General features: G+C 60.9%; 22 protein-coding genes. 6 read left to right on the forward strand and 16 right to left on the reverse strand.

Features of this window, described 5'->3' with window-relative positions; all coding sequences use genetic code 11:
• Positions 1–2: 2 nt before the first annotated feature.
• Positions 3–1,085: a cobalamin biosynthesis protein CobD/CbiB gene (locus GR183_RS19425; RefSeq protein WP_160777328.1), complete on the forward strand. Its 1,083-nt coding sequence runs from the start codon at positions 3–5 to the stop codon at positions 1,083–1,085.
• Between the two features lie 5 nt (positions 1,086–1,090).
• Here the strand turns inward: GR183_RS19425 and rarD are convergent, their stop codons facing one another.
• The 4 genes from rarD to cysS all read right to left on the reverse strand — a co-directional run bounded on the left by rarD (position 1,091) and on the right by cysS (position 5,603).
• Positions 1,091–2,002, reverse strand: a complete 912-nt coding sequence (gene rarD / locus GR183_RS19430; RefSeq protein ID WP_160777329.1) for an EamA family transporter RarD — start codon at positions 2,000–2,002, stop codon at positions 1,091–1,093.
• Positions 2,003–2,068: 66 nt separating this feature from the next.
• A complete protein-coding gene (gene cimA / locus GR183_RS19435; RefSeq protein ID WP_160777330.1) occupies positions 2,069–3,661 on the reverse strand; it encodes a citramalate synthase in 1,593 nt (530 codons plus the stop codon).
• Entirely contained in the window at positions 3,658–4,155 is a 498-nt protein-coding gene (locus tag GR183_RS19440; RefSeq protein ID WP_312846860.1) for a GFA family protein, read from the reverse strand. Before GR183_RS19440 ends, cimA begins: the two co-directional genes overlap by 4 nt.
• On the reverse strand, positions 4,152–5,603 hold the full coding sequence (gene cysS, locus GR183_RS19445) for a cysteine--tRNA ligase (protein WP_160777331.1): 1,452 nt from the start codon (positions 5,601–5,603) through the stop codon (positions 4,152–4,154). The genes GR183_RS19440 and cysS overlap by 4 nt, the downstream gene beginning before the upstream one ends.
• Before the next feature lie 767 nt (positions 5,604–6,370).
• Between cysS and GR183_RS19450 the strand changes: the two genes are divergently transcribed.
• Positions 6,371–6,706 (forward strand): ArsR/SmtB family transcription factor, encoded by a 336-nt coding sequence (locus GR183_RS19450; protein ID WP_244313814.1) that lies wholly within the window; start codon positions 6,371–6,373, stop codon positions 6,704–6,706.
• A gap of 30 nt (positions 6,707–6,736) precedes the next feature.
• Here GR183_RS19450 and GR183_RS19455 read toward each other — a convergent pair whose 3' ends face one another.
• A complete protein-coding gene (locus tag GR183_RS19455) occupies positions 6,737–7,246 on the reverse strand; it encodes a CreA family protein (protein WP_160777333.1) in 510 nt (169 codons plus the stop codon).
• 75 nt (positions 7,247–7,321) lie between these two features.
• Positions 7,322–8,353 (reverse strand): MBL fold metallo-hydrolase, encoded by a 1,032-nt coding sequence (locus tag GR183_RS19460; RefSeq protein ID WP_244313815.1) that lies wholly within the window; start codon positions 8,351–8,353, stop codon positions 7,322–7,324.
• A 470-nt stretch (positions 8,354–8,823) separates the two neighbouring features.
• Between GR183_RS19460 and GR183_RS19465 the strand changes: the two genes are divergently transcribed.
• Positions 8,824–9,414, forward strand: a complete 591-nt coding sequence (locus GR183_RS19465) for a MarR family winged helix-turn-helix transcriptional regulator (RefSeq protein ID WP_244313816.1) — start codon at positions 8,824–8,826, stop codon at positions 9,412–9,414.
• Between the two features lie 115 nt (positions 9,415–9,529).
• A complete protein-coding gene (locus tag GR183_RS19470) occupies positions 9,530–10,723 on the forward strand; it encodes a DUF2865 domain-containing protein (protein ID WP_160777334.1) in 1,194 nt (397 codons plus the stop codon).
• On the opposite strand, the gene gltX is transcribed toward GR183_RS19470, so the two are convergent.
• The 7 genes from gltX to GR183_RS19505 all read right to left on the reverse strand — a co-directional run bounded on the left by gltX (position 10,686) and on the right by GR183_RS19505 (position 20,340).
• Positions 10,686–12,047, reverse strand: a complete 1,362-nt coding sequence (gltX, locus tag GR183_RS19475; protein ID WP_160777335.1) for a glutamate--tRNA ligase — start codon at positions 12,045–12,047, stop codon at positions 10,686–10,688. The genes GR183_RS19470 and gltX overlap by 38 nt on opposite strands.
• 45 nt (positions 12,048–12,092) lie before the next feature.
• Positions 12,093–13,313 carry an MFS transporter gene (locus GR183_RS19480; protein ID WP_160777336.1) on the reverse strand — a complete coding sequence of 407 codons (1,221 nt, stop codon included), beginning with the start codon at positions 13,311–13,313 and terminating at the stop codon, positions 12,093–12,095.
• Between the two features lie 74 nt (positions 13,314–13,387).
• A complete protein-coding gene (locus tag GR183_RS19485; protein ID WP_160777337.1) occupies positions 13,388–15,076 on the reverse strand; it encodes an NAD+ synthase in 1,689 nt (562 codons plus the stop codon).
• Positions 15,077–15,130: 54 nt separating this feature from the next.
• Entirely contained in the window at positions 15,131–15,655 is a 525-nt protein-coding gene (locus GR183_RS19490; RefSeq protein ID WP_160777338.1) for a response regulator, read from the reverse strand.
• Between the two features lie 139 nt (positions 15,656–15,794).
• A complete protein-coding gene (locus GR183_RS19495) occupies positions 15,795–16,577 on the reverse strand; it encodes a DODA-type extradiol aromatic ring-opening family dioxygenase (protein ID WP_202396202.1) in 783 nt (260 codons plus the stop codon).
• A 136-nt stretch (positions 16,578–16,713) separates the two neighbouring features.
• Positions 16,714–18,699, reverse strand: coding sequence for a methyl-accepting chemotaxis protein (locus GR183_RS19500; RefSeq protein ID WP_160777340.1), 1,986 nt, complete (start codon positions 18,697–18,699; stop codon positions 16,714–16,716).
• 258 nt (positions 18,700–18,957) lie between these two features.
• Positions 18,958–20,340 carry a class II 3-deoxy-7-phosphoheptulonate synthase gene (locus GR183_RS19505; RefSeq protein ID WP_160777341.1) on the reverse strand — a complete coding sequence of 461 codons (1,383 nt, stop codon included), beginning with the start codon at positions 20,338–20,340 and terminating at the stop codon, positions 18,958–18,960.
• A 219-nt stretch (positions 20,341–20,559) separates the two neighbouring features.
• On the opposite strand from GR183_RS19505, the gene GR183_RS19510 reads away from it, so the two are divergent.
• Entirely contained in the window at positions 20,560–21,288 is a 729-nt protein-coding gene (locus GR183_RS19510) for a VIT1/CCC1 transporter family protein (protein ID WP_160777342.1), read from the forward strand.
• 10 nt (positions 21,289–21,298) lie between these two features.
• Here GR183_RS19510 and GR183_RS19515 read toward each other — a convergent pair whose 3' ends face one another.
• Together GR183_RS19515 and GR183_RS19520 are read right to left on the reverse strand one after the other, a co-directional pair.
• Positions 21,299–21,991 carry a hypothetical protein gene (locus GR183_RS19515; protein WP_160777343.1) on the reverse strand — a complete coding sequence of 231 codons (693 nt, stop codon included), beginning with the start codon at positions 21,989–21,991 and terminating at the stop codon, positions 21,299–21,301.
• Between the two features lie 107 nt (positions 21,992–22,098).
• A complete protein-coding gene (locus GR183_RS19520; RefSeq protein ID WP_160777344.1) occupies positions 22,099–24,210 on the reverse strand; it encodes a caspase family protein in 2,112 nt (703 codons plus the stop codon).
• Positions 24,211–24,415: 205 nt separating this feature from the next.
• Here GR183_RS19520 and GR183_RS19525 point away from each other — a divergent pair, with 205 nt between their 5' ends.
• Positions 24,416–24,610 (forward strand): hypothetical protein, encoded by a 195-nt coding sequence (locus tag GR183_RS19525; protein WP_160777345.1) that lies wholly within the window; start codon positions 24,416–24,418, stop codon positions 24,608–24,610.
• A gap of 19 nt (positions 24,611–24,629) precedes the next feature.
• Here GR183_RS19525 and GR183_RS19530 read toward each other — a convergent pair whose 3' ends face one another.
• Entirely contained in the window at positions 24,630–26,960 is a 2,331-nt protein-coding gene (locus GR183_RS19530) for an adenylate/guanylate cyclase domain-containing protein (RefSeq protein WP_160777346.1), read from the reverse strand.
• Between the last annotated feature and the right edge of the window lie 39 nt (positions 26,961–26,999).

A 26,999-nucleotide genomic window follows, 5' to 3' on the forward strand; every position in this document is an offset into this window, starting at 1 on the left:
GCATGCTGCTGTTTCCCGACGTTGCCGCCCTCTTGCTCGCAGCCCTGCTTCTGGATGCGGCCTTGGGCGATCCGGACTGGTTATGGCGCCGCCTGCCTCATCCGGTCGCGCTGTTCGGCGCAGTGATTTCCATTGCCGATCAGGATTTCAACACATCGGACCTGTCGCCACGCCTGAAGAAGACCTATGGGACGGCCTTTCTGGCCGCACTTGTCGCCGTCTCGTTCGCGCTGGGTCTGCTGATCGAAGGCATCCTTCGCCTCATTCCCTATGGCGAGATCGGCATCGTGCTCATTGCCGCCATCTTTCTTGCGCAACGCAGCCTTTATGACCACGTCGCACGCGTTCGCGACTCTTTGGCAAGGCATGGCCTAGAGCATAATCCGCGAAACCCGGATCGGATTTCGCGAAAAGGTTATGCTCAAGATAATGATTCTGGAGCGAATTCTTGTCACGAAAGCGATCCCGCTTTCGTGGAAAGCGCTCTAGACGCGGCGCGTCGCGAGGTTGCGATGATCGTCGGGCGCGACCCCGACCTGCTGGACGAAGCCGGCGTTTCCCGTGCGTCAATCGAATCCTGTTCGGAAAATTTTTCGGACGGCATCGTCGCGCCGGCTTTATGGTTCTTACTGCTGGGGCTTCCGGGCCTCATGGCCTACAAGGCCGTGAACACGGCCGATTCCATGGTCGGCCACAAGACCGAAAGGCATCGGGATTTCGGCTGGGCGTCGGCCCGCTTCGACGATCTGGTAAACCTTCCCGCCTCCCGTCTTGCGGGGTTTTTCATCGCATTTTCCGCTCCGCTTGCGCGCGGCAGTATCGCCAATGCGTTCAAGGTCATGATGGCGGATGCCCCCCGCCACCGTTCGCCCAACGCAGGCTGGCCGGAAGCCGCCATGGCCGGTGCTCTTGATCTCGCCCTCGCCGGTCCGCGCCGCTACCGCGGCTATGCCGTCGAGGATCCGTTCATGAACGAAAAAGGCCGGCGGGAAGCGGATGCCGACGATATTACGCGTGCCTTGCGTGTTTACTGCGGCGCATGTGCGATCCAGGCAGCGGTTGTCGGAGTTGTTGCGGCTCTGTGAGGGTCTTACCGACCCCGCCCCCTGCGCAGCATGTCGACGGAGAATATCGCCAGCGATATCCAGATCATCACGAAGCTTGCCAGTTTCGCTTGCGATAGCGGCTCGTTCCACAGAGAGATCGCCAGGATGAAGTGGATGGACGGTGCGACATACTGCATGAACCCCATGACGGAAAGCGGCAGCCGCCGGGCACCGGTCGCAAACAGGATCAGCGGCAGCGCCGTGACGGCTCCCGTGCCGATCAGGGCGGCCATCAGGCCGGGAGCTTCCAACGGCAGGACGTTTTCCCCGCTGCCGCCGAGGTAGAGCAGCAGAGCTAGGAAGAACGGGCTGACGACCAACGCCTCTGTCAGGAGACCGGGTGTCGCACCAACGGGAATTGTCTTCCGCAGATAGCCGTAGGTCGCGAAAGTGAAGGCGAGCACCAGCGAAACCCAGGGCAAAGCGCCGATAGAGACGGCCTGAATGCCGATTGCGACCACCGTCAGACAGACGGCCACAGCTTGCGTCCTGTTCAGCCTTTCGCCCAGCAGCACCATGCCTATGACGATGCTGACGAGCGGATTGATGAAATAGCCGAAGCTGACTTCGAGCACGCGCCCCACATCGATCGCCCAGATGAAGGTCAGCCAGTTAAGCGAGATCACGCAGGCCGACACGAAAAGCCGCGAAAGAAGCTTCCGGTCACCGAGGATCGCGCGAACTTCGCCCATGCGCCCGACGAGCGCGAGATAAAGGGCGACGAAACCGACCGACCAGATCACGCGATACGCCACGACGATGAGCGCCGACACCTCATCGGTAAGCGTGTAGTAGATCGGCAGGAAACCCCAAAGCAGATAGGCGGAAAGGCCCGCCATCATTCCAAGGCGGAACTCCGCCTGCTCCGCCGTCCGTGCGTGGGCGATCTCGGTCATGAAAACTCCGGAAGAGGCCGCGCGAAATTCGTCCGCCGGCTTCGATTTCAAGTGGTGACGGAAGGCTCAGGCGCCAGCCTTCAGGAGGGCATATGTGACGGAATCGACAAGCGCCTGGAAGGAGGCATCCACGATATTCCCCGACACACCGATCGTGAACCAGCGCTTGTGCGTCGCCCTGTCCTGGCTTTCGATCAAAACGCGGGTGACGGCGTCCGTGCCTCCGTTCAGGATACGCACCTTGAAGTCGATGAGCTCCATCCCGTCGATTGCCGTCTGATATCGGCCAAGGTCCTTCCTGAGCGCGATATCGAGCGCGTTCACCGGACCGTTGCCTTCGGCGACAGACATGCGCGTCTCGCCGTCGATATCGACCTTCACAACGGCTTCCGACACGGTAACGAGTTCGCCGATCGCGTTGAAACGCCGCTCCACCATCACGCGGAAGGATTTCACGTCGAAATAAACCGGCACTTCACCTAGCCTGCGCCGCGCCAGAAGCTCGAACGAGGCATCCGCCGCTTCATACGAATAACCTTGCGCCTCGCGCTCCTTGATATCGGTCAGAAGTCCGTCGAGCCTCGGGTCCTTGCGATCGACCTCGATGCCGATCCGCGTCAGCTCGTTGAGAAGGTTCGATTTGCCCGCTTGGTCGGAGACGAGCACGCGCCGGCGATTGCCCACCGTTTCGGGCGGAATGTGCTCATAGGTCTCCGGCTCCTTCAGGAGCGCGGAGGCATGGATTCCGGCCTTCGTGGCGAATGCGTTCGCGCCCACATAGGGCGCATGAACATCCGGCGAAAGGTTGATCAGCTCATCGAATGCGTGGGAAATCGCCGAGATGTCGCGAAGGCCCTCCTCGCTGATGCCGACTTCGAGCATTTCGCTGTAGGGCGCCTTCAGCATCAGGGTCGGAATGAGCGACGTCAGATTGGCATTGCCGCAGCGCTCGCCGATACCGTTCAGCGTGCCCTGGATCTGCCGGCAGCCGGCTTCCACGGCCACCAGCGAGTTCGCGACGGCCTGTCCCGTGTCGTCATGGGCATGGATGCCGAGGTAGCTTCCGGGCACAACGCTTTGCACGTCCTCGACGATCCGGCGCACCTCGCCCGGCATGGTGCCGCCGTTCGTGTCGCAAAGCACCACCCAGCGGGCACCCGCCTCATAGGCTTCCCTGGCGCAGGCCAGCGCATAGTCCCGGTTGGCCTTGTATCCATCGAAGAAGTGCTCACAGTCGACCAGGGGCTCGCGGCCCGCCTCCCTTGCAGCGATAACACTGTCGCGAATGGAGACGAGGTTTTCCTCGTTCGTGGTCTCAAGCGCTACGCGCACATGATAATCCCAGGATTTGGCGACGAAGCAGATCGCATCCGCCTCCGCCTCGAGCAGGCCCTGAATGCCCGGGTCGTTCGAGACGGACCTCCCCGCCCGCTTGGTCATGCCGAATGCGGTGAAAGCCGCTTTCTTCGTCCGCTTTTCGGCGAAGAATGCCGTGTCGGTCGGGTTGGCGCCGGGGTAGCCACCCTCCACGTAGTCGACGCCAAGTCGCTCCAGCAGGTCCGCGATCGCGATCTTCTCATCGACGGAAAAGTCGATGCCGCTCGTCTGCTGGCCGTCGCGCAAGGTCGTGTCGAAGAGATAAAGGCGCTCGCGGCTCATTTCCTGCGCTCCTTGACGGGCCACTCCGGGGTTTCGTGATCTGGATGCTGATAGGATTCGATGGACTTCAGAAAAGGCGCACCTTCCGTATCATCCAATGTTTCCCGCTTCGGCAGCGAAGCGAGATCGTCGACATAGTGAAGCTTGCCCTCGGTTCCGTACTCGATTGTCGGCTCGATCTCATCCGGATTATCAAACGCCCCTATCGACACCGCGATCGAATCTCCCGGCGCCTCGTAGGTAAGCTGCGTGCCGCAATCGGCGCAAAAACCGCGCGCGACATGGTTCGAACTCTGGAACATGCGTGGCAGCCCCCGCGTCCACGTGAACCCTTTGGCGGGCACGTCAACAAGCGGCGCGAAGAATGATCCATAGGCCTTCTGGCACATGCGGCAATGGCAGATAGATGCCGTGCCGAGCTTGCCCTCGACGCGGAAACGCACCGCACCGCACTGACATCCGCCGGTATGCACGATCGATAGTTCTTCGGTCACCGGCTCACCTCCCAGGATGTCTTCGGTTCGCCCGTTTGCTTGTCCTTGTAGTCCTTTAGTAGAATTCCCTCAGACGTCAGTTCATCGCGAATACGATCGGCCTCCGCCCAGTCTTTCGCCGCGCGCGCGGCAAGACGCTGCGCGATCAGACCCTCCACCCGCTCCGCAAGCGCCGGGTCGGCGGCGCTGGCGATCTCGGTCTTTTCGGCACGTGAGAACATTCCCTTCGGATTGAAGCCGAGGAATTCCAGTGCATCCGTCAGCTTCTGCGCCGCTGTGAATTCGCCCTTTCGTGCATCGCGCGCGAAGGCGTGGAGCGCAGCGATCGCACGCGGCGTGTTCAGATCGTCGCAAAGGGCGGTGACGATCTCCTCCGGCGGCTTGCGCCCGAAGCCGAGGCTTGTCTCGTTCGCCTTCATGAGTTCGGCCCAGCGGTCGAGCAGCTTTTCCGCTTCCACCAGCGATTTCTCCGTAAAGTCGAGCGGCTGGCGATATTGCGTCATCAAAAGGACGAGCCGGATCGTCAGGCCGGGCCATTTCCGCCCGCCGACCTTGTCGGTATCCAGCAGCTCATGCACGGTGAAGAAGTTGCCGAGCGACTTCGACATCTTCTCGCCTTCCACCTGCAGGAAGCCGTTGTGCAGCCAGTAGCGCGCCATGATCTGCGTGCCGTGGCTGCAGCGCGACTGGGCGAGTTCGTTCTCGTGGTGGGGAAACGTCAGGTCCAGCCCACCGCCGTGGATGTCGAACGTCTTGCCCAGATGCTTGCCCGCCATGGCCGAGCATTCGATGTGCCAGCCGGGGCGTCCAGGCGTTTCGATCCCGCATGGGCTCGTCCAGCCGGGCTCGCCCTCTTTGGAGGGTTTCCAGAGCACGAAATCCATCGGCCCTTTCTTGTAGGGGGCAACCTCGACACGCGCGCCTGCCTTCATGTCCTCGACGGATCGGCCGGACAGCTTGCCGTAGTCCGCCATTGAGGAAACGTCGAACAGCACGTGGTCTTCGGCCTCGTAGGCATTGCCCTTTTCGACCAGCGTCTCGATCATCGCCTTCATGTCTTCGATGTGCTCGGTCGCGCGAGGCTCGATCGTGGGATCAAGCGCGCCAAGCGCATGCATGTCGGCATGAAACTGCGCCGCCGTGCGTTCGGTGAGATCGCGGATCGAAACGCCCTCTTTCGCCGCTCGGGCGTTTATCTTGTCGTCGACGTCAGTGATGTTGCGCACATAGGTGACGTGATCCTCGCCATAGAGATGGCGCAGGAGACGGTAGAGAACGTCGAAGACGACGACGGGCCGTGCGTTGCCTATATGCGCGTAGTCATAGACGGTCGGCCCGCACACGTACATGCGCACGTTTTCCGGGTCCTGCGGAACGAATATCTCGCGTCCGCGCGTCAGCGTATTGGTAAGCGTCAGCTCATGCCCGGTGGGCGTCGCCTCACTCATGCCGATCCGTCTCCTCCAGCGCGAAATTGCCATCGCGCGGTAAACAAATTGAAAGAGGTGATCGCTCGCATGCGGCGGACCATCCTCCAGCCGGCTGGCCGGGGCGTCCGTCTCAAGGCCCCTTGGGGCGCATCTGCATGAGGAGAACGGCCACAGCCAGCGATGTCGCTAGCTGCAAATAATGATCGTCGGAATGATCGTCTTCGCGGCCGTTGTCATGACAGAAGCTTTTGACCCGAATGACCCTGCCGGTCAACCCCCGAGCGCGAGGCAAAGACATGGATCGAAGCGTTTACGAACCTGAACGGCAGCTAAATCGTCCCCTCAGGCTGCGTTCAATGGCATTCGGGTAGGTTTGCGGCATCATCAGTACCCGAGTTGCGAGAACCGTCCGATGCACCAGCACCTCCTTGCCTTCGCCGCACGCGCCTTCATCCTGACAGCTCTTTTTGCGCCGTTCCTGATGCTCGCGGGCGTTGTAGCTTCGCCGCGCGAACCTGCCGGTGCATATGCGGCGCATGCGCAGTGCCTGCCTGGAGCCGGCTTTTGTCGTTCTGTAAAATTTTAGGGTTTCCGTTGAGAAATCATCGGCTTTTCCAAGAATAATCGGTGTGCGTTCCCGGCGTCTCTTGAAATCGATACACCGGATGTGGATATACTTCTGGCGCTATTCCGTCGCGTACCGCGCCTTGCCGCAATTGCGTCCGACAATGTGGCAAAGAACCCAATCCCCGTGCGTCTACCGGGTCCAACGATGGTCGATGGTCATGAACCCTCTTGAGGACAAGGCGGAAGAAGCCGCCACCTTCCTGAAGATGCTGGCGTCAGCGCCGCGTCTCATGCTCCTTTGCCACATGGCGGAGGAAGAGGTGAGTGTCGGCCAGCTTGCGGATCTCACCGGCATGCGAATGCCGACGGTGTCCCAGCAGCTGGCGCTTTTGCGCGCGCAAGGAATCGTCGCCACCCGCCGCGACGGGACGACCATCTACTACAGGCTCGCGAGCGAAGCCGCCAAGGATGTGATGCACCTTCTCCAGCGCCATTTCTGCCCGCCGGAAGTGCTCGCCGCCGCCAAACAGGGGCTTGCAGAGACCGCGGGCTGACAGCATCGGCGGTTCGCCGGATCGGCGCTGCTATTCGTCGAGCCAATCCCCGCAGCGCGGCGCAGCCTTGTCGCCCCACGGCATGATCGGCACGGTCGACGTCGAATTCTTTGGGCTACCCTCGATGATCTTGTCGGAATAGACCAGATAGACGAGCACATTGCGTTTCGTGTCGCAGCCGCGCACGATCCGCATTTTCTTGAACAGGAACGAGCGGCGCTGGCGGAACATCTCGTCGCCCTGCTCGAATTTTTCCTTGAAGGTTACGGGACCCACCTGCCGGCAGGCGAGCGAGATATCCGACACTTCTTCCGCCACGCCGATCCAGCCGGAAATCCCGCCCTTTTCCGGCACCGTGAAATGGCACGCCACGCCTTCGATCAGCGGATCGTCTATCGCATAGGTCGCGAGCTTGTGGTCCGGCGTCAGGAATTTCCAGACGGTCGATTTCTTGAATATCAGGTCGGGTTCGTCCTGGGCGTGAGCCACGCTCGCGGCCGCTGAAATCAAGGTCGCCACGGCAAGTCCGGCAAGGCGCATCAGAATACTCCGTTCGGTTGCACGAAAGGCATATAGGAACTCTCCCGTCCCCTCGCGACCGGTGAATGCGGAATTCTACTGCGCTGCGTCTTCTTCCTGGAGCACCACCTCGTCGGTATCGTCCTCGCCGTTCGAGGACGCATCTGGCGCTTCGGCCACGCCTTGAAGGGCCTCCCACATCTCGCGGTCGCGCTCCTCGGTCCAGATCACGGGGTGATCGATGCCCGATGCCTCGTCGAAAGCACGCGCGACATTGAAGGGCATGCAGTGCTCGTAGATTGCGAAATCCGAAAACTTCGGATCCATCGCCGCACGTACGGCCTCGTAGCACTCGGCGAGCGAGGCGCCATCATTGACGGCCCTTTTCGTGGTCTCGAAAAGCGTGACGATGAAGCCGCGCGTAAGGTCGATCGCCCCGTCCGCCGCCTCCGCTCCCATCAGCGCATCCCCTCGCCCGGGCATCAGCGCTTTCGGCCTGAACGCCTTGATCCGGTCAAGCGTCTTCGGCCAGTCGGCAAGGTGGGCATCGCCGCAATAACATGCGGAACGATGCTCCACGAGATCGCCCGCGAACATGACACCGGCGTCCGGAACGTAGCAGACGATGTCACCCATCGTGTGACCACGGCCGAGCGTTGACAGGCGAACCTCCCTCTTTCCGAGCCAGACGGACATGGCCGAGGAAAAAGTGAAGCTCGGCCATGTCAGGCCGGGAATCGATTCCGCATCCCGAAAAAGCCTCGGGAAGCGACCCATTTCGCTTTTCCTGTCGGCCTCGCCGCGCTCGGCGATCATTCGGCGGGTCAGGTCGGAAGCGATGACGTTGTCCGCTTCCAGGCCGGAGGCGCCGAGAGTACGGACCGCATGATAGTGGGTAAGCGCGAGATGACGAATCGGCTTGCTCGTTACCTTGCGAATTTTGTCGACCACTTTTTCAGCCATCGCAGGCGTCGCCTGCGCATCTATCACGAGCACGCTGTCGTCGCCGACGACAACTCCGGTATTCGGGTCGCCCTCGGCGGTGAAGGCATAGCAGCCCCGGCCGATCTCGTTGAAGGAAATAGACTTTTCTTCCGTATCGCCGACGGATGCGAACTCTTTACTCATTGACCCGACTTTCAGTGTTTTTACTGGCGAGGCGTCACTTCGGAACCGCATCTTCCGATCAGATGCTCAATTCCATAAGGCGCACTGCCGCCACCAGCGGCGAGATTGTTCCAACCCCGAACAGGCTGCACAGGCTCAGAACTCCCAGGCATACCGTGACCCATTCAAGTAGTTTCCGCCCCTCGCTTCGTGCCAGATACCATAGGCGCCAGTGGATGATTATTGACGCCAGAACAAGTATTGACGCGAGCGACCAAGCTTCAACGTTATACGTGACTTTAAGTAACATGAATATTACCCCAGTCACTATGGGAGTAAAGAAGCCCAACAACGGCAAAATAAAGACGTGGCACGACACCAGCCAAAACAGCGCCGCACTTTGCGGAGGCGGTTTGGACGCCTTCGAGCTTCCGGTCGTGCCATCAGACTCCGTCAATTGATTTCACCTGCAACAATCTTCACTTGAGCTGATGGGATTGATAGTCTGGATACGCGAAGCGCTATTTCTCAGCGTGATCCGATTCAAAAAATCAAGGGTCGGAGATAGAGGGCGATCGATGAACCGGCAAGAACAAAAGGGTGACCGTGCCCTGCTCGAATTGGAAAACTTCCTGCCCTACCGCTTGAATGTCCTTGCTGAAACCGTCAGCCAGTCGCTTGCCCGCTTTTACGAAAGCCGCTTCGGCATTGCCATACCCGAATGGCGGGTGGTCGCCACCCTCGGTCAGTACGGCAGGATGACGGCAAAGGATATCGGCGCACACAGCCGCATGCACAAGACGAAGGTCAGCCGCGCCGTGGCCTCTTTGGAAAAAAAGAGCCTTGTCGAGCGTCAGCCGAACATCGAGGACATGCGTGAAAGCTTTCTCGAACTCACGCCCAAAGGGCGAAAGATCTATGCAGAGCTTACCCCGGATGCCCTCGCCTTTTCCCGCGCACTCGTCGCCTCGTTGTCACCGGAAGAACAGGAATCGCTCGAAAGGATACTGGAACAACTGACGGAAACATCCTTTCGGCTGGCAGGTGAAATGCTCCTTGCAAGAGACAAAGGGCGGTCATGAGCAAAAAGCCTCGCTTGTTTCCCTCTCTTTCCGCTGAGATAGTCTTTATCGAGTGATCGGTTGCGCATCAGGTGCATCTTGCACCCGCAATCCGTCGGGAAGGACGTTTGAAGGCATGCCGGATATCCGCTCGATCAGGGCGCGGGTTGCAGCCGTGGTCATCACGGCAGGTTTTGGCGCTCTCTTGGCGCCTCCCGCTATCGCGGCGGATTGCGAGGTGCTGGAAGCGCGCCTGGCGGCACTTGGGCGCGCCGCATCCGTCCACCCCGAATACGCGAAGTGGAATGCGGCAGCCACGCGTCAGGCCATGGCGTTGCGCACCGCGGAGCATGATGCCCTGCGCTACGGCTGTGCAGACGGCGATCTCGGTTCGGCCTGCGAACCGATGATGACGAAGATCGAGCGCATGCGCGCCAATCTCGAGAAGATGGAAGCGCTGCGCGATCGCTATGCCGGCCCGTCCGGCGAAAACGACACAAGGCGCGCAGCGCTTGAGCGGCAATTCGAACGGCAGGGCTGCATTGAAGAAATAGCCTCCCCATGGCCATCGCACGAAGAAGACCAGTCCGAAGCCGGCTTCACCAGCCGGCGGGAGGGGGATGCTTCGCTCGGCATATCCTCGCGCCACCGCGATGGCGCGAACCGGTCTCGCGCCGCTTACGCGCGCAACAACCAGCCGCGTGAGGAGGAGCAGGGCCTCGCTTCGGCGCGTTTCGGAAGCGGATATTACCGCACGCTCTGCGTCAGGACCTGTGACGGCTATTATTTTCCGGTCAGCTTCAGGACGACGAAATACGGCTTCGGGCGCGACGAGATCATCTGCCGCTCCATGTGCCCGGCAGTGGAAACCTCGCTCTACGTTCATCTCAATCCCGGCGAATCGGCGGAAGAGATGGTTTCCCTCGAAGGCATCCCCTACCGGAAGCAGGAAAACGCGTTCGTTTTCCGCAATAAATTCGTCGAAGGCTGCAGTTGCCAGGGTGATCCCCGGCGGAAAGAAGCAATCGCGAGTCTGATCAGAAGCGGAGACATTCAGGCCCGACCCAACGCGAATACGCAGTCGTTCGAGCCGGACACGCTCGTTTCCGGCATGGAGAATCGCCTGCCGGCCCCCGTTATCCCCGATGGCGCCGATCCCGACACGGCAATGAACATCCGCCTCGGTTTCGCACCCGAGGCATCGTCACCGTCCGTTTCGAAACTCGGCGACAGCCGAAAAGAAGAGCCGAAACCCGTCATCGCAAAGCCCGCCGATCCGGGCAAGAGCAACGTCAGGATAGTCGGTCCAAGGTATTACGTCGCCCAATGACGGGCAGGAAGCGCTTCATGTCGGGTCCGTGGTCGAGGCCCGTAATCGCCTTCCTGAGCGGCATAAAAAGCCCCCGTCCCTTGCGCCCGGTCTTTTCCTTGAGGAGTTTCGTCCACTCGCTCCAGGTTTCTTCCGACCATGGTTCGTCCGGCAGGCAATCGCCGGCAAGCGCGACAAATTCTCGATCTTCGTCGTCGACCTTCGGCTTGGCCGGCCCGGTCACCACCTTCCACCAGCCGAGCGCATCCGAGACGGTTTCGCAATTTTCGCGAATCGCACCCCAGAACGCGGCATTGCCTTCGGTTCCAAGCTCCTTCAGCCGTTCCGCCACCTCTTCATAGCTCATCGCATGCACCAGCTTGGCATTCAGAGGCCTGAGGTCGGCAGGGTCGAATTTCGCTGCGGATTTGGAGACGCTTGCAAGGTCCAGCGTTACCGCCAGTTCTTCCATTGTCGCAATCGGCTCGATCGCGTGGCTCGTGCCCGTCAGCACGGCAAGCGAGGCAACCGCCATCGGCTCCAGCCCGTCATCGCGCAAAGCTCTCAGCGACAGGGCGCCCGAGCGCTTGGAAAGGCCCTCTCCGTCGGCCGTCGTCAGCAGGTTGTGATGGGCGAAAATCGGCGGCTCCGCGCCAAGCGCCCGAAAAATCGCGATCTGCACGCCGGTGTTGGCGATATGGTCTTCGCCCCGGATGACGTGGCTCACGCCCATGTCGATATCGTCCAGGATCGAAGGGAACGTGTAGAGGTAACTGCCGTCAGCGCGGATCAGCACGGGATCGGAGAGCGATGCAAGATCGACCGTCTGCGGCCCGCGGCAAAGGTCGTCCCAATGCACTTCGGTTCGCTCGGTCCTGAACGGATCGTCGGTGAAATTCGGCAGCAGGAAGCGCCAATGCGGCTTGCGGCCTTCCGCCTCCAGCGTCGCCTGCTGCTCGTCGGTCAGCTTCAGGCCGGCGCGGTCGTAGACGGGCGGGCGTCCGAGCGCTCTTGCCCGCCGCCTGCGCCGTTCCAGTTCGTCCGGCGTTTCGTAGCAGGGGTAGATGAGGCCTCGCGCTTTCAGCTTTTCTGCCGCTGCATCATAAATGGCGATCCGCTGCGACTGGCGCTCCACCCGGTGCGGGTGAATGCCGAGCCAGGCAAGATCCTCCGCTATCGCATCCGCATATTCGGCGCGCGAACGCTCACGGTCGGTATCGTCGTAGCGCAGCACGAACTTTCCGCCATTCTTCAGCGCGAAAAGCCAGTTCATCAACGCCGGACGGGCATTGCCGATGTGGAGATAGCCGGTCGGGGACGGGGCAAAACGAACGGTAACAGACATGGGCGAAGTCCCTACCCAAATTGAAGCTTTCCGGCAAGAGCGGGATCAGGCGGTCGCATTCATCCGCCGCGTGACCCGTACGGAAATAACGCCCATCAGCATTGCGACACCGACACAATAGACCGCCATGGCCACCATCTGCGTCTCGTAAGGTACGCCGATGTCGATCAGCCAGCCCGTGACGCCCGGCCCAAGGGCGGAGGACAGCACCATCATCGCCACGACGATGGAGCGGATCGCACCGAGGTGGCGCGTGCCGTAGACCTCCGGCCACAGCGCGCCGACAAGCGTGGAGGATATGCCATAGGTTACACCCAGCAGCATCATGAAGATGAAGGCGGCGATCGGATGCGTAATCCCGGCAAGCGCGAGGCACGCCGCAGCAAGCGGCAGAAGAAACGCCGGCAGGATCCGCACCGCGGTGAACCTGTCGACCAGCCAGCCTGTAACCAGCGCGAAAACGATGGTCATGATCGCCATCGCCGTGAAAGCCGAGGCGAAAAGCTCCATCGTCCAGCCGCGCAACTCCACCAGATAGACCTGGTGGAAAAAGATCGTCGTGCCGATGAAGGCCGGCGCCAGCGTTCCACAGGACATGATCCAGAATGCGGGATCGCGCAGCACTTCGCCGCGCGTCCACTGACGGCCTGTTTCCGGCGCGCCGGAAACCTTCTTTGCACGCGGCGTACGCTCGATCTGCAACAGCCACAAAAGCGCGGGCAAGCCGACAAGCACGAGAAGCCCCGCTGCGATCCACCAGCCGCCGCGCCAGCCGACGACGGCAAAAAGAGCGACGAAAATCAATGGCAGCGTCGCCTCGCCGATCTGGTGGCCGAGTGTCGCCATCGAAACCGCCCGGCCGCGTTCGGCGGAATACCATCGCCCCATCGCCGTCATCGCCGCATGCGTCATCATTCCCTGGCCGAACAACCTGAGACCGTAGATCACGACGAAGAGCATCCACACGGACGAGACGTTCGCCATGCCGATGCAAAAAAGCGCAAGACCCAGAATCACCCCGGTCGAAATAACCGCGATCGAATGGTCGTCGACGATCTTGCCGAACATCGCGAGTGTTGCCGCGGAAAACAGCGTCGCCATCATGTAGAGCCCGCCGAAGTCGCCATGCGACAGCGAGAACGTTTCGCGCAGGTCGCCTGCGACGAGCGAAATGAAGAACGTCTGGCCGAAGCTTGAAAACAGCGTCAGCAGCAGGCCCGCCGAAAGCCAGCGGATGTTTGCGACCACAAACCTGTATGTCGACATTGCGATTGCCTCACCGGCGATAACCGGGTCTTGGGTTTGAAAAGACCGGGTGCTGCGCCCGCACTCCTTTGAGATCAGCTGCGGTCGCGGAAACGGTTGGTTATCGGATAGCGCCGGTCGCGGCCGAAATTCTTGCGCGTTATCTTCACGCCCGGTGCCGATTGCCGGCGCTTGTATTCGGCAATGTAAAGCAGGTTCTCGATCCGGTGGATAAGCTCGCGACTGTGGCCGCGCGCCTCGATGTCGCCCACCGACATCTCGTTTTCCACGAGGCATTCCAGGATGTCGTCCAGTGCATCGTAGGGCGGGAGGCTATCCTGGTCCTTCTGGCCTTCGGCAAGCTCGGCCGAAGGTTCCTTGGTCAGGATGTTCGGCGGGATGACGATCCCCCCCGGCCCTTTCATTCCTTCGGGCCGGTTTTCGTTGCGCCACGCGGCAAGCGCATAGACTTCCGTTTTGTAGAGGTCCTTGATCGGGTTGAAGCCGCCGTTCATATCCCCGTAGAGCGTGGCGTATCCCACCGACATTTCGGACTTGTTGCCGGTCGTGACCACCATGTAGCCGAACTTGTTGGAGATCGCCATCAGGATGACTCCGCGCGCGCGCGACTGCAGGTTTTCTTCCGTGACGCCGGTTTGCGTACCCTCGAACACACTGGCAAGCGCGCGCTGGAAACCTTCCACGGGTTCGGCGATGGGCACGGTGTCGTAGCGAATGCCGAGGTCCCTCGCCAGCTGATCGGCGTCCGTGATGCTTTCTTCCGATGTATAGCGGTAGGGCAGCATGACGCAGTGCACCTTTTCAGGCCCCAGCGCGTCCACGGCCATGGCCGCCACCACCGCGCTGTCGATACCGCCTGAAAGCCCCAGCACCACGCCCGGAAATCCGTTCTTGCGCACGTAGTCCCGCAAGCCAATGACGCAGGCTCGCCAGTTCGCCTCGTGAAGATCGGGCAGGCTCGCCGTCGGGCCGCTTTCGCAAATCCAGCTTCCGTCCTCGCCGCGAACCCAGTCCGTAACGCCTATGCCCTCTTCGAACTGCTTCATCTGGAAGGCGAGCCGCCGGTCCGCCTGCAGCGCGAAGGATCCGCCGTCGAAAACGAGTTCGTCCTGACCACCCGCCTGGTTGCAATAGATGAAGGGCAGTCCGCTCTCCACGACACGGGCGACCGCCACCTGCAGGCGCACTTCGGCCTTGTTGGCGTAATAGGGCGAGCCGTTCGGGACGAGCAGCATTTCGGCGCCTGTCTCCGCCAGGCACTCGCAAACCTCGTCGGTCCACACGTCCTCGCAGACCGGCACGCCAAGGCGCACGCCGCGAAAGCCGACCGGGCTCGGCAAGAGGCCCGGCTGAAACACGCGCTTTTCGTCGAACTCGCCATAGTTCGGCAGATCGACCTTGAAGCGCACCCCCTCGACCCGGCCGCGATCGACAACGGCAACCGCGTTGTGCAGGAGTTCGCCCTCGCGCCACGGCAACCCGATCACAACGCCCGGCCCGCCGTCCTTCGTATCTTCCACCAGTTCGTCGAGGGCCTTGCGGCAGGCGCGCACGAATGCAGGTTTCAGCACCAGGTCTTCAGGCGGATAGCCTGAGAGGAACAATTCGGAAAAAAGCACCAGATCGGCGCCTGCCTGCGTTGCCTCGGCCCTCGCCTTTCGCGCAAGTTCCAGGTTGCCGCGAACATCGCCCACGGTCGGGTTGAATTGCGCTACGGCAATACGGATACGGTTTTCGATGCGGGAAGCGCTTTCGTCGGTCATGTCAGCGGTTTATCCCGCCATGGCCATCCATGCAATCGCCGGTTCGCCGATAGATCATATGAAGACGGCTTCGTCTTCCCCTGACGGTGGTTCCTTGCGTTGGCCGTTCGCTGCCGGCATGGGAATGGACGCTCTTGGCACGGGCCCGAAATAGCGCCCCCGCCTTACGAAGGGGCGGTTCTCGCGCACCGTGCGTTCAAGGCGCGCATACATGAGTGCGGGAGAAACGGGCTTTGCGAGAAACTCGTGAATGCCGAGCTGGAGCGCTTTGAGGATCACCGCTTTACGCGTGTCGGCACTCAGCATGATGACGGGTGTCATGGCGATGCGTCGGTCTTCATCGGCTCTCAGCCGGGTCATGTAGTCCGCACCATCGCCGGGCCACATCACCCAGTCGCATAGGACGATATCAGGCTGATGGTCCACAGTGGAGGAATATCCACGGTCGCCTTCGTTTGCCTCGAAAATGCGGCGAATGCCAAATCCGGTCAGGATCGCACGAAGCAGAGTCCGCATGTGCGAATTGTCGTCAATCACCAGAACGGACAACTGCGACAGGTCCATCGGGGTCAGTTGCACGACTCCCCTCCCCGCTACTCCGACTGCGAATCGCGTTCACCCCTGTACGATCAGGTGTCCAATCATTTTTACCTTAGGTCAAGTAACTCAATCGTACGGGCAGGTCGGCTGTAGACGGTTTGTAGAAGCGTTCAATGCCTCATTGGAAAGAGAACGTATCCATCCGGATAAGCCCGCGCGAGTGTCCTGCGAAAAGCCTGCGGCCGTTCCATCCCTCTCCCGCAAATCCCATGGCAACGAAAATCGGCAAGAGATGCTCGTCCGTCGGGTGGTTTCTCGCGGCATGCGGCGCGCGGGCGCGATAGTCGAGCAGTGCGGCTTCGTCGCCTGCCGCCACCCGATCGCCAACCCAGTCGCCGAAGTCGTTGACCCAGTCCGGCGCGGGTGCATCAAGCGCTGGCATGCCGCCGCTGAAAAGCTCTCGCAGATTGTGGGTCAATGCGCCGCTCGCGAACAAAAGCACGTCATCGGACAGGATGTCGCGCAGCATCCGCCCGATGCGCAAATGATGCTCCGGTCCCTCGCGCGGCTGAACGGAAAGCTGGACGACCGGAATGTCGGCCTGCGGGTAGACAAGCGTCAGCGGCACCCATGTCCCGTGGTCGAACCCGCGCTGTTCCAGCACGTCGACAGCTTGCCCCTGCTCGCGCATTCCCGTCGCGATCCTTTGGGCGAGTTGCGGATCACCCGGCGCCGGATAGACGATTTCGAACAAACGCGGATCGAAATTGCCGAAATCGTAGATCGTTTCCGGCGCGGGATCGGCGACGACGGCGGGTCTTGTCGTCTCGAAGTGCGCCGATACGCTGACGATCGCGCGCGGACGCGGCAGGTCGGCTGCGAGGCCTTCCAGAAAACCGCGTTCCGGCGTATCGAGAACCGCAAGGTCCGGCGCGCCGTGTGATACGAATAGGGCGGGCAATATACCTGCTCCCCGGCTGTTCGCCGCAGGCTTCTGCAGCGTTCTTGCCTTACAGGATAGGATACCTTCGCCACTTCCGGGAGACGCATTGCGGTGAACGGACCGATCACGAAATCGGCCCGCGTCGGAAGGAGGGCTATGCGGCGGCCACGCCTGCATTCACCGATGCAAGGAACCCGTGGAGGGTATCATCGAGTTCCCCTGCAAGCCGGGTGAGGTCGTTGGCCGCCTCATCGACATTTGCCGCCTCGCGATTGTTCTCGGAGATCGTCCTTTCCACCGTGTCGACATTTTCCGTGATCTGCCCTGCCCCGCTTGCCGCTCCGCCAATTCGGTCGGCGATTTCCTGCGTCGCCGCTTCCTGCTCCCTGACAGAGGCTGAAATGCCCGCGGAAAGCCCGTCGACATCATCGATGGTCTCGTGGATCGCCTTTATAGCCTTGACCGCCAATTCCGTAGATGCCTGGATCGCCTGGATCTGGCCTGAAATCTCCTCGGTCGCCTTCGAAGTCTGCGTCGCCAGTTCCTTGACTTCCGTTGCAACCACGGCAAAACCCTTGCCCGCTTCGCCGGCGCGGGCGGCTTCGATTGTTGCGTTCAGCGCCAGAAGATCCGTTTGCGCCGCGATGTCGGAAATCAGGCTGACGACGGCGCCGATCCGCTCGGCGGCGTTCGAAAGATTCGTGACGTCTTCGGCAGCCGAGCGGGAAACGTCGGCAGCCTTCGATATCGCCGAGCTCGCCTTGCCTGCCTGGCCTGCGATATCCTGGACGGAGGCCGCCAATTGCTGCGTCGTTACCGCGACGCCCTCCAGGCTCCGAGACGAGCTTTCGGCCGCCCTTTTCGCGGATTCGGTTTCCCTTGAGGCAGTCCCGGATATCGAGATCAGGGCCTTGGAAGAATTGCGCATGGTGTCGGTCTGACGCGTGAGCGTCGCCGCAATCTGCGTGATCCGGTCCCTGAACGCCGCAATGGCGCCTTCCAGCCGATCGCGGTCGGCAAGGGTTTTTTCGTGACTGGTGCGGCTGGACTCCTGCAACTCCGCTTGCGCGGCAGCGCTTTTTCTGTAATCGGCAGCGGCTTCGGCAAGTGCTTGCAGTTCGTCGCCGGAGTTGAGAACCGGAAGATCCGCTGCAAGGTTGCCTTCCGTAATTTCCGTCATTCCTGCGGCGATGTGGCAGAGGGGAGTTGCGATCGACCGCGCGATGAAAAATGCAAGGGCCGCGCTCGCCAGCGCAATGATCACGCCGGAAACGACAATCAACAAGGAAGAACGCGCATGGGTTTCATCGAGTTCTATCGTGGAAGCGGAAACGATTTCCGTGGCGCGGGCTTCTGATTTCGCGAGCATTTCACTCATCAGTTCCTGGCTTGCGTGAAATGTGTCCACAGCGGAAGAAAGCGCCTGCTTCCTTTCCGCCCATGCCTTGAATCGCTCCTGATATTTCAGCAGGTAAGACCTGATATCGGCTTTTGCGCCCTCATCGAAGCTGTTCGCCTTCAATAGCGTGAGGAACTCGTCCACCCGCTTGTCGAGGCGGCCGATGTATTTTTCATCTCCACGCAGGATGAAATCTTTCTCATGCCGGCGCATTTGCAGCATCTTCACGCGCAGAGGATCCAGCTCCACCGTACTCGAACCGCCGGTGCCGACTTCCTCGATCTTTTCCTCGATTTCATGAACCGCAGTGCGCAGCGCGCCCTGCAGGCCGGCATTCTCGTCGAAACCAAGTTCCTTCTGCAGGTTGATTGTCGCGAAAGCGTTCGACGAAAGAACACGCAAGGCGTTCTCAATGTCCGCCATCACACCGCCATCGAGCTCGTAATCCGCACCCATCAGCTTGCCAAGTTCGCGTTCCGCAAGCGACAGACGGGCTTCGATGCGGGTTACGGCTTCCTCGCTGGGCGCCAGAAGGAACTTTTCGAGCAGCGATGCACTCCCGGCTACATGCTTGTCCAGCGACAGAAGTGTTTCGCTTGCTTTTTCCGCCTTGAGCGCCGCACGCGCCGTGTCGCTGAAGTTTTGGATCGTAACCCAGCCGATCAGGCCTACAATTACCAGTCCCAACAGACCGACCCCGGCGAGGAGTGCGAGTTTCATCCGCAAGCCAATGGTTTTCATGAATCTTTTCCCGTCAAAAGTGCAAGAATTTTTATGCAAGTACAGGTTTATATTCAGGCAGAGATGTATGGGCGGTTAAATTGACTCGGCAAAATTACCATCTGGAAAAACACAGAGTTGACGGCTTCCCGAACGCCCCCCTTACGCGGTCTCGCTTGATCACCTCCGCCTTGCACAGACAATAAAAAAAACCTGCGCCCCGGCGTTTTCGCCAGGGCGCAGGCCAATCCGGATTTCTCCGTCAAATCGCGTCTTTTATCAGGCGCTTGCCGCTTCCCGCTCCGCGCCGCGCTCGTCGCGTTCCTTCTTCAGGTTTTCGGCGATCAGGAAGGCGAGTTCCAGCGCTTGTTCCGCGTTGAGGCGCGGGTCGCAATGCGTGTGGTAGCGGTCCGCAAGGTCGTCCGCCGTCAGCGCGCGCGCACCACCCGTGCATTCGGTCACGTTCTTGCCGGTCATCTCGACGTGGATGCCGCCGGCATGCGTTCCCTCCGCACGGTGAACGGCGAAGAAGGCCTCGACCTCCTTTAGGATGCGCTCGAATGGCCGCGTCTTGTAGGCATTCGCGGTGATCGTGTTGCCGTGCATCGGGTCGCACGACCACACGACCTTCTTGCCCTCGCGTTCCACGGCCCGCACAAGGCCCGGCAGGTGCTCGAACACCTTGTCCGCGCCGAAACGGCAGATCAGCGTCAGCCGGCCGGCCTCATTGTCCGGGTTCAGGATGTCGATAAGCTCAAGCAGTCCGTCGGGCTTGAGTGAAGGGCCGCACTTCAGGCCAATCGGGTTCTTGATGCCGCGGAAGAACTCCACATGGGCATGGTCCGGCTGGCGGGTGCGGTCGCCGATCCAGATCATATGGCCCGAGGTCGCGTACCAGTCGCCGGAGGTGGAATCCACGCGCGTCAGGGCCTGCTCGTAGCCGAGCAGCAGTGCCTCATGGCTCGTGAAGAAATCGGTGGACCGCAGCTGCGGCGCGCTGTCGGGGTCGATACCGCACGCACGCATGAAGGAAAGCGCCTCGGATATGCGGTCGGCGAGCACCTGATAGCGGTGGTTCTGCGGGCTGTCCTTGACGAAACCGAGCATCCAGCGGTGCACGTGGTCGAGGTTCGCGAACCCGCCTTGCGCGAAAGCGCGCAAGAGGTTCAGCGTCGCCGCCGATTGGCGATAGGCCATCACCTGCCGGTTCGGATCGGGAATCCGGCTTTCCGGCGTAAAGGCGATGTCGTTGATGATGTCGCCACGGTAGCTCGGCAGTTCCAGATCGCCCTGCTTTTCGATGTTGGAGGATCGTGGCTTGGCGAACTGTCCGGCAATGCGCCCGACCTTCACCACCGGCTGCGAGGCGGCATAAGTCAGAACCACCGCCATCTGCAGGAAGACGCGGAAAAAGTCGCGAATATGGTCGGCGTGGTGTTCTGCGAAGCTTTCGGCGCAGTCGCCGCCCTGGAGCAGAAAACCGCGTCCTTCCGCGACTTCGGCGAGCTGTGCTTTCAGCTTCCTCGCCTCGCCTGCAAAAACGAGGGGCGGATAGGTCGACAGGCGATGTTCAACATCCGCCAGAGCCTCTTGATCCGGATACTCCGGCACCTGCACGATCGTCTTCGACCGCCAGGATTCCGGTGTCCATTTCTCCGCCATTTTTCCAACTCCTAAGTCATGTCGCGCGGTCGTTCGTTGCGCGTAACGACCGCCGCTTTCTCGACCCTTTCTCGCATGGTCAGCACGCTTTCGGAATATTGCCCGCAACAAGCGTGCGCGGGGTTATACACGCATGGGCCCCCTGTGGCCATAAGCCGGGTTGGCATTTCTTCGTCTACGCTGCGATTATTTATTTCTCTGCGTTAGGACGATTCTTCCATGCGCCTTGAACACGAGCACGACCCGGAGGCGATCGCCAGAAGGCTTGAGGGCGGCCCGAGGGTCAACTACCTGCGCGACTGGATCTACGGCGGCATCGACGGTGCGGTCACCACCTTCGCGATTGTCGCCGGCGTGGTCGGGGCCGATCTTTCCTCTGGTGTCGCCATCGTGCTCGGCGTCGCCAATCTTCTGGCCGACGGTTTTTCGATGGCAGCCGCCAATTATTCGGGCACCAAGGCGGAGCGGGATGATTATCGCCGCCTGCGCAGGATGGAGGAGCGCCATATCGATACGGTGCCGGAGGGCGAGCGCGAGGAGGTCCGCCAGATATACTCCCGAAAGGGTTATTCGGCGGGTGACCTGAGCCGCATCGTCTCCTTGATCACCTCCAGGCGTCAGGTCTGGCTCGATACCATGCTGGAGGAAGAGCATGGCGTTTCGCCCGTGCTGCGCCATCCAGTCAAGGCTGCCCTTGCCACCTTTTCGGCTTTCGTCATCTGCGGATGCGTACCGCTTCTTCCTTTCGCATTCGGCGTTGTCGATACGGCCATGATCGCAACCCTTCTCACCGGTCTCGTATTCCTCATGATCGGGGCCGCAAAGTCCGTCTGGTCAACGCAACACTGGCTAACATCCGCCGTTGAGACCTTCGTCATAGGCATGACCGCGGCCGGCATAGCCTGGTGCGTCGGCTTCCTGCTTGAGCGTTTCGTGAACGGCGGTTGAATGCGGCGTGTCAAAAGAAGCGGGCGGCCTGCGCATGGCACCGCCCTGCGATAAGCCGGGCAATTTCCTCCGTGCGGTTGCGGAACGTCTCTTCGACGACCTTGATTTCGAAGCGCCCGGGACGATCGCTGAAGACGAGCGTTAAAAGTTCCCCGTTTTCGAGCGCCTCTTCCGGCAGGCTGACCACCTCATCTCCTGCTGGCGGGTCGATTTCATATAACGCACCGCCCTGGCCGACGAGCGTGATACGCACCCTGCCGTTGAACGCCGGCAGGCGCACCTGCGGGTTCTCGCGCTTCACGCAGTATGTTCCGGGCTTTGATACGCTCGGTTCCCAGACGGTTCGCGGATCCGCTTGCCCGGCAATACCGCCGAACGCCCGCGACGAACCGAGGATCTGCGTGTCGAGCCTGTCGCTCTTGAGGAAGGCGGATATTTCCTTGAGCGCGGACGTTCCTTCGCCCGTTGCCTCATCCTTCCCTCCGCCTGCGTGATCCTCGATACGCCCGCTGAACGGCCCCTCGATTTGGATCGTCTTCCCGCCTTGCGACAGTAGAGCGATATATTCGCCTGGAAAGAGATCGATTTCCCGTGTTTCCTCCACTATAGCGCCCCGCTCGGGAAGGCCCGTGCCCTTCGTCCGGGTGACGACGAACTCGGCGGCGAATGCCTCGGCTGCGATCAGGCAGGCAAGCGCCGCCATCAAGATACTCCCCGCCGTTCGCAAGACGCCTTGATGCCGCAATCGCGCGCTCCCGTTCCTGAGCATTTCCTGGCGAAGCCGAAGCGATTTCGGCGGCAGGGAAACGCTCAATCCAACTCCATGATGAAACCGCTGCCGGTGCCGCTGGTGTCGTCCCATCTGTCGGCCCGCGCCTTTCGTAGATCCTTCTTGCCGCGGACCACCAGGAAGAAGCTGGAATAATCCTGCCGCGACCGGAAATCGTCAGGATTGCCGGGCGACCAGTTGGAATATGTGATCTTGTCGCCGTTCGCCCATCGCCATCCGCCACGAGGCTCCTTCGCCTTCGGATCCTGGACGAGGCCGATCATCGGTCCGTGCTTGAAGGATTGTCCGTCGAAGTATTGATAGGTGAAAAACCTGTCTTCGTTCGCGACGAGATCGTAGACGAAGCGGCTTTCGGCCCGCGAATTGATCGCCACCAGATACCCGCCGCATTTTTCCGCCAACATCTTGATGTAACCGCCGTTCATCCCGCGAATGACGGCAATATAAAGCTTGTTCTGATATCTCCCGTAGATCACATAGTTCAGGCCAAGACACCGGATGGCATCGACAATCTTTTTATCTTCCCCCAGTGCCTCAAGGTCATTCGAGGAAATTATTTTCGCCTTTTGCGAACTGACGAAGTCTTCGCCCCCATCCGGCGAAGGAGAAGCCCCCAGCCGCCTCAGGAAAGACAGGCTCAAAAAGCCGGTCTGCTTGATCCCGAGGTCGCGCTGGTAGCGCGCGATCGCCCGTCGGGTATTCGGCCCGATGATACCGTCCAGCGCGCCCACGGGGTGACCGCGCGCCGCAAGGCGTTTTTGCACATTGAGGCGCTGCGTCCGGTCCAGGGCAAGTATTGCCTCCACCGCCTCTTCATCGGTGGCGATCGATCGCGCTTGGTCGCCCGTCTTGATTGTGGCCAGCGCCAGCGGACCGTATTTCCTGTGCGCACCGTATTTGCGGTAGAAAAGCTGCCAGCTTCGCGGCGTGTCGATCCGTTTGGCGATTTTATAGGCTCGCTCGGCTGGTTCCGTGGACGGTTCGCTCGGCTCGCTTTCGTCCGGCATATCCTCAAGCAACCGAGAGGCTATCGTCTCTTTGGGCAGCGCGGCTACCTTCATTTCTTCCTTTCGCGGTTGCGGGACTTGGCTTTGCGAAGCGGACGCCTTCACTTGAGGCTGGGTATCCACGCTTCCCGGACCAAGTTCCTTCAGCCGTGCGGCGGCGAGCGATGCGAAGGGATTGCCTTTATATTGCTCCACGAAGGCGCGAAGGGCGGCGCGGTCGCCTGAAGCCTCCAGTGCCTGCCATTCCCTGGCCGCCTTCACGTAAGGGTCTGCAACGCCCGGCTGGTTGTCGCCGGAAGAAACCTCCGGCGCAGGCGCCGGTTGCGGCGGCATGAAATAGAACTCGCCGATGATCGAGCTGCTTTCCCACGGCACTTGCCGTTCGCCGGTCGCCTCCACGACCTTGCGGCGCACATCGCGGAAAACGCGGGCGATTTCGAGGCCCGGCGTCGTGATCGTTTCGGCAAGAGCCTTCGTGTAGTGGCTGTTTTGGCCCTCCCCGTCGAGGGCGATATCGCCCGGCGCGGTGGAATAGGCGATGTAGGTTCCCCTTGGCGCGAGCACCGGGGCCAGACCGCGCGAAACCGAACGCGAAAGGCTCGCGAACGGGTTGTTGCGGCAGGAATCGAGGATGACGATATTCACCCCGCTTTGGGAGGATTCCATCAGCCGCAGGAACAGGTTGATGTTGATTGCCTCAAGGTCGATCTCGTCTTGCGCGCTGATGTTCGCGGTAACCGGCAGCAGGTAGTTTTCGCCGCGCACCTGCACGCCGTGGCCCGCGTAGTAGAAGACGCTTGCCTCCGTTTGCGCGCGGATGTCCCGCCCGAACTGGATCATCGCCCGCTTCATCGACCTGAGGTCGGCATCGATGACGGTCGTCACCTCGAAGCCCGCCTCCCCCAGCTTGTCCGAAATCAGGCGCGCGTCGTTCGCCGGGTTCTTCAGCGTTGCGACGTTGGTGTATGCGGAGTTGCCGATGACGAGCGCGACGCGCTTCGCAAGGGCGTTATCGGCGGATAAGACAAGCCACGCGATGGCGGCAAGCCAGACAAGACCATATCGAGAGGCGCATGCCCATCGGTTGAATACTGTCTCTCGGGATAATGGTCTACGCTGACACATTTCCCATCCCGGCTGTTCTTTGCCGCGCGAACTGCGCGACGGCGGAAAACAACATCATATCAGAACATTGGAAATTTTGAATTATTTGCCCCGGAATTCATGAATATCCGGAAAGATGCTTCTTCTTTAAAAAACTCTACGTAATATACTCTGGGCACATTATGGCAACGCCGTAAGACGAAGCACGGTTGTGGAGGTATGGGCCATGTCCCTGAAAGACAAGCTGACCGCCGCAATCATGTTGATCGCCTTGATCAGCATTCCCTTCCTGCTGTTCGGCAATCCGACGGGCCTGAGCGCAAAAGCCTTCGGCGCTGTGTCCTTCGGCATTATCCTTGTCTTCGGCGCGGTCAACCTGATCCTGGTCTGGTGGGACAGCGTCGGCGGAAAGAAGCAATAGAGCGCTTTCCCGAGCGTTTTCATTCGACCACGGAAAACGGAAACGGGCCGATGTCCGTCACCATCACGTAGTCGCCCCAGCGGGCGCGCGAGCGCGCGTCGAACATCCGGTAAACGGTCGAGCAGATTTCCACCCGCTGTTCTTCAAGCTGCCAGCTTTCGCAAAGAAGGTCGTCGCGTATCGCCCCCTCGCCCGTATCCGCCGTTGGCGGCCCGACGTGGATCGGCACGCCGTAGTGCGTTACTTGCCCGCCTTCCGTCCTTTTCTGGCGCCATTCGTTCTCGGCGAGCCAGAAATCGCTGCCGGAAATCTCCTTCCCGAACAGGACGTCCCTGATCTCCACGCCTTTGAGCCTGTTACCGCGATTGAGCGAAAGATAGCCCCCTAGGCCAGCCGGCGCGCCTGCGGCCCGCAATGAAGCGGCGAAACGCTCCTGCACGAGCGGGTCGCGGAAGGGATGGGTAAAGACGGCCCAGGCCAGATCAATGTTCCGCCATGTGTGGAATCGCGGATTGCGAAAGGCTTGCGGGCGCACGGTCCACGACATCGCCGGCCGGTCGAGATAACCACGCGAAAACGTCTCGAAAGCTTCTTGCGCATCCTTCGTTCGCCCAAGTTCCGCAAGCGCGGCTGCGCGGATACCATCGAACTCCGAACGCCGCTCCGGCGCGGTTGAAATTGCCCGGTCCAGCGCCTTGAGAGAAGCTTCCGCATTGCCGAGCGCATATTCGGCCAGCCCGGTCAGGAAATGCGCCTTGGCAGGTGCCGCGGGGTTCTGCCGCAACGCCTCCTCTGCTGTGGCATGCCCTGTTTCCGCCTGTCCGGCGTAGATTTCGGCCTCCGCCAGCGCCTCCATGGCGTCGCTGTCGTTGGGACTTTGCTTCAGCGCCTCGCTTGCCTCGGCGATCGCGCGGTCATGCTGATGTTTCCTGAGCGCAAGCCAGGACCGTATTACGTGAGCATCTTCATTCGCCGTTGCGCCTTCTCGCGTCAAAAGCGCCCAGGAACGGGCAAGCGCATCCGACCAGTGCAGGTCGAGGGCGTCGGCATAGGCCTGCACGCCAAAGGCAGCCTGAGCATATGTCTTGGCAAGTGCCGTGCGCGGGCGCTCATAGCCGGGGTCGAGGTCCATTGCACGCGTAAACGCCCTGGCCGCGGCCGCGTAGTCCTGCGGCCCGCCCCTGCGGTAAAGCGCAAGACCCCGGAGATAGGCATCATACGCGGCTGGATTTTCCGTTTCCTCGCGCGGCGAAACCTCGCCTTCGCCCGGCAGAAGGCGGTTCGTAAGCTCGGCGATGATGCGTGAGGTTATCTCGTCCTGCAGGTCGAAAACGGCATCGGCCTCGCCGTCGTAGCGTTCGGCCCAGACCGCGCCCCCCGTCGTCGCCTCCACGAGTTGCGCGTTGATACGCACCTCGCTTCCGGCCCGTCGCACGCTTCCTTCAAGAACATATCTGACGCCAAGCGCTTCCGCCGCTTGCCTGGTGGAAGTTTCCTTGCCCTTGAAGGTGAAGGAAGAATTTCGCGAGATCACGAAAAGCCCGCTGACCTTGGAAAGATCGGTGATCAGGTCTTCGGTAACGCCGTCGGCGAACCATCCGGCCTCTTCTTGCGCACTCATGTTCTTGAAGGGAAGCACGGCGATCGACGGTTTGTCGGGCAAGGGATGCGCCATGCGCTCTTCCCTTGCCGGCTCGGCGACTTGCGTGCCGGCCGACCGATAGATGTATGCGCCACCTGCAGCAGCCAAAAGCAGAGCAACCGACGCTCCGGCAACCGAAAGCCACCTCTTTCGCGGCTTTGCAACGGGTGGAGCCGAAGGGTCGATACGCATGGCATAGGTTTCGACCGGAACGGGAATGTTCTTGAGCGTCTGTGCGCCCATCGGCTCGAAGGAAGTGTCGATCTTGCCCCGGATTTCCTCCTCGACCTTGGCCGATATGCAGATGCCGCCCGGCGGTGCCAGCGGCTCCAGGCGCGCGGCGATGTTCACGCCGTCGCCATAGATGTCCGACCCCTCGCCGATCACGTCTCCGAAGTTGATTCCGACCCGGAATACGAGCTTCTCGCCGTCCGCCCGCTGCCCGTTGGCTTGCGCCAGTTTTTCCTGAACGGCCAGCGCGAACGCCACCGCATCGACGATGCTGGCAAACTCGAGCAGAAATCCATCGCCCATGCGCTTGACGACACGGCCATGGTGCTTTCCGGTCAGCGGCCGAATGGTCTTGTCATGCGTGTCGGTGAGGCGCTTGAATGTTCCGGCCTCGTCCCGGGCCATAAGCCGGCTGTATCCGGCCACGTCCATGACCACGATTGCGGAAAGCCGGCGTTGAGTATTTGCCTCGTCCATGAAACCCCGAGGAAAAATCCATCCGACTTAACCTTGGGG

Source organism: Stappia sediminis (assembly GCF_009826895.1).
GTDB lineage: Bacteria > Pseudomonadota > Alphaproteobacteria > Rhizobiales > Stappiaceae > Hongsoonwoonella > Hongsoonwoonella sediminis.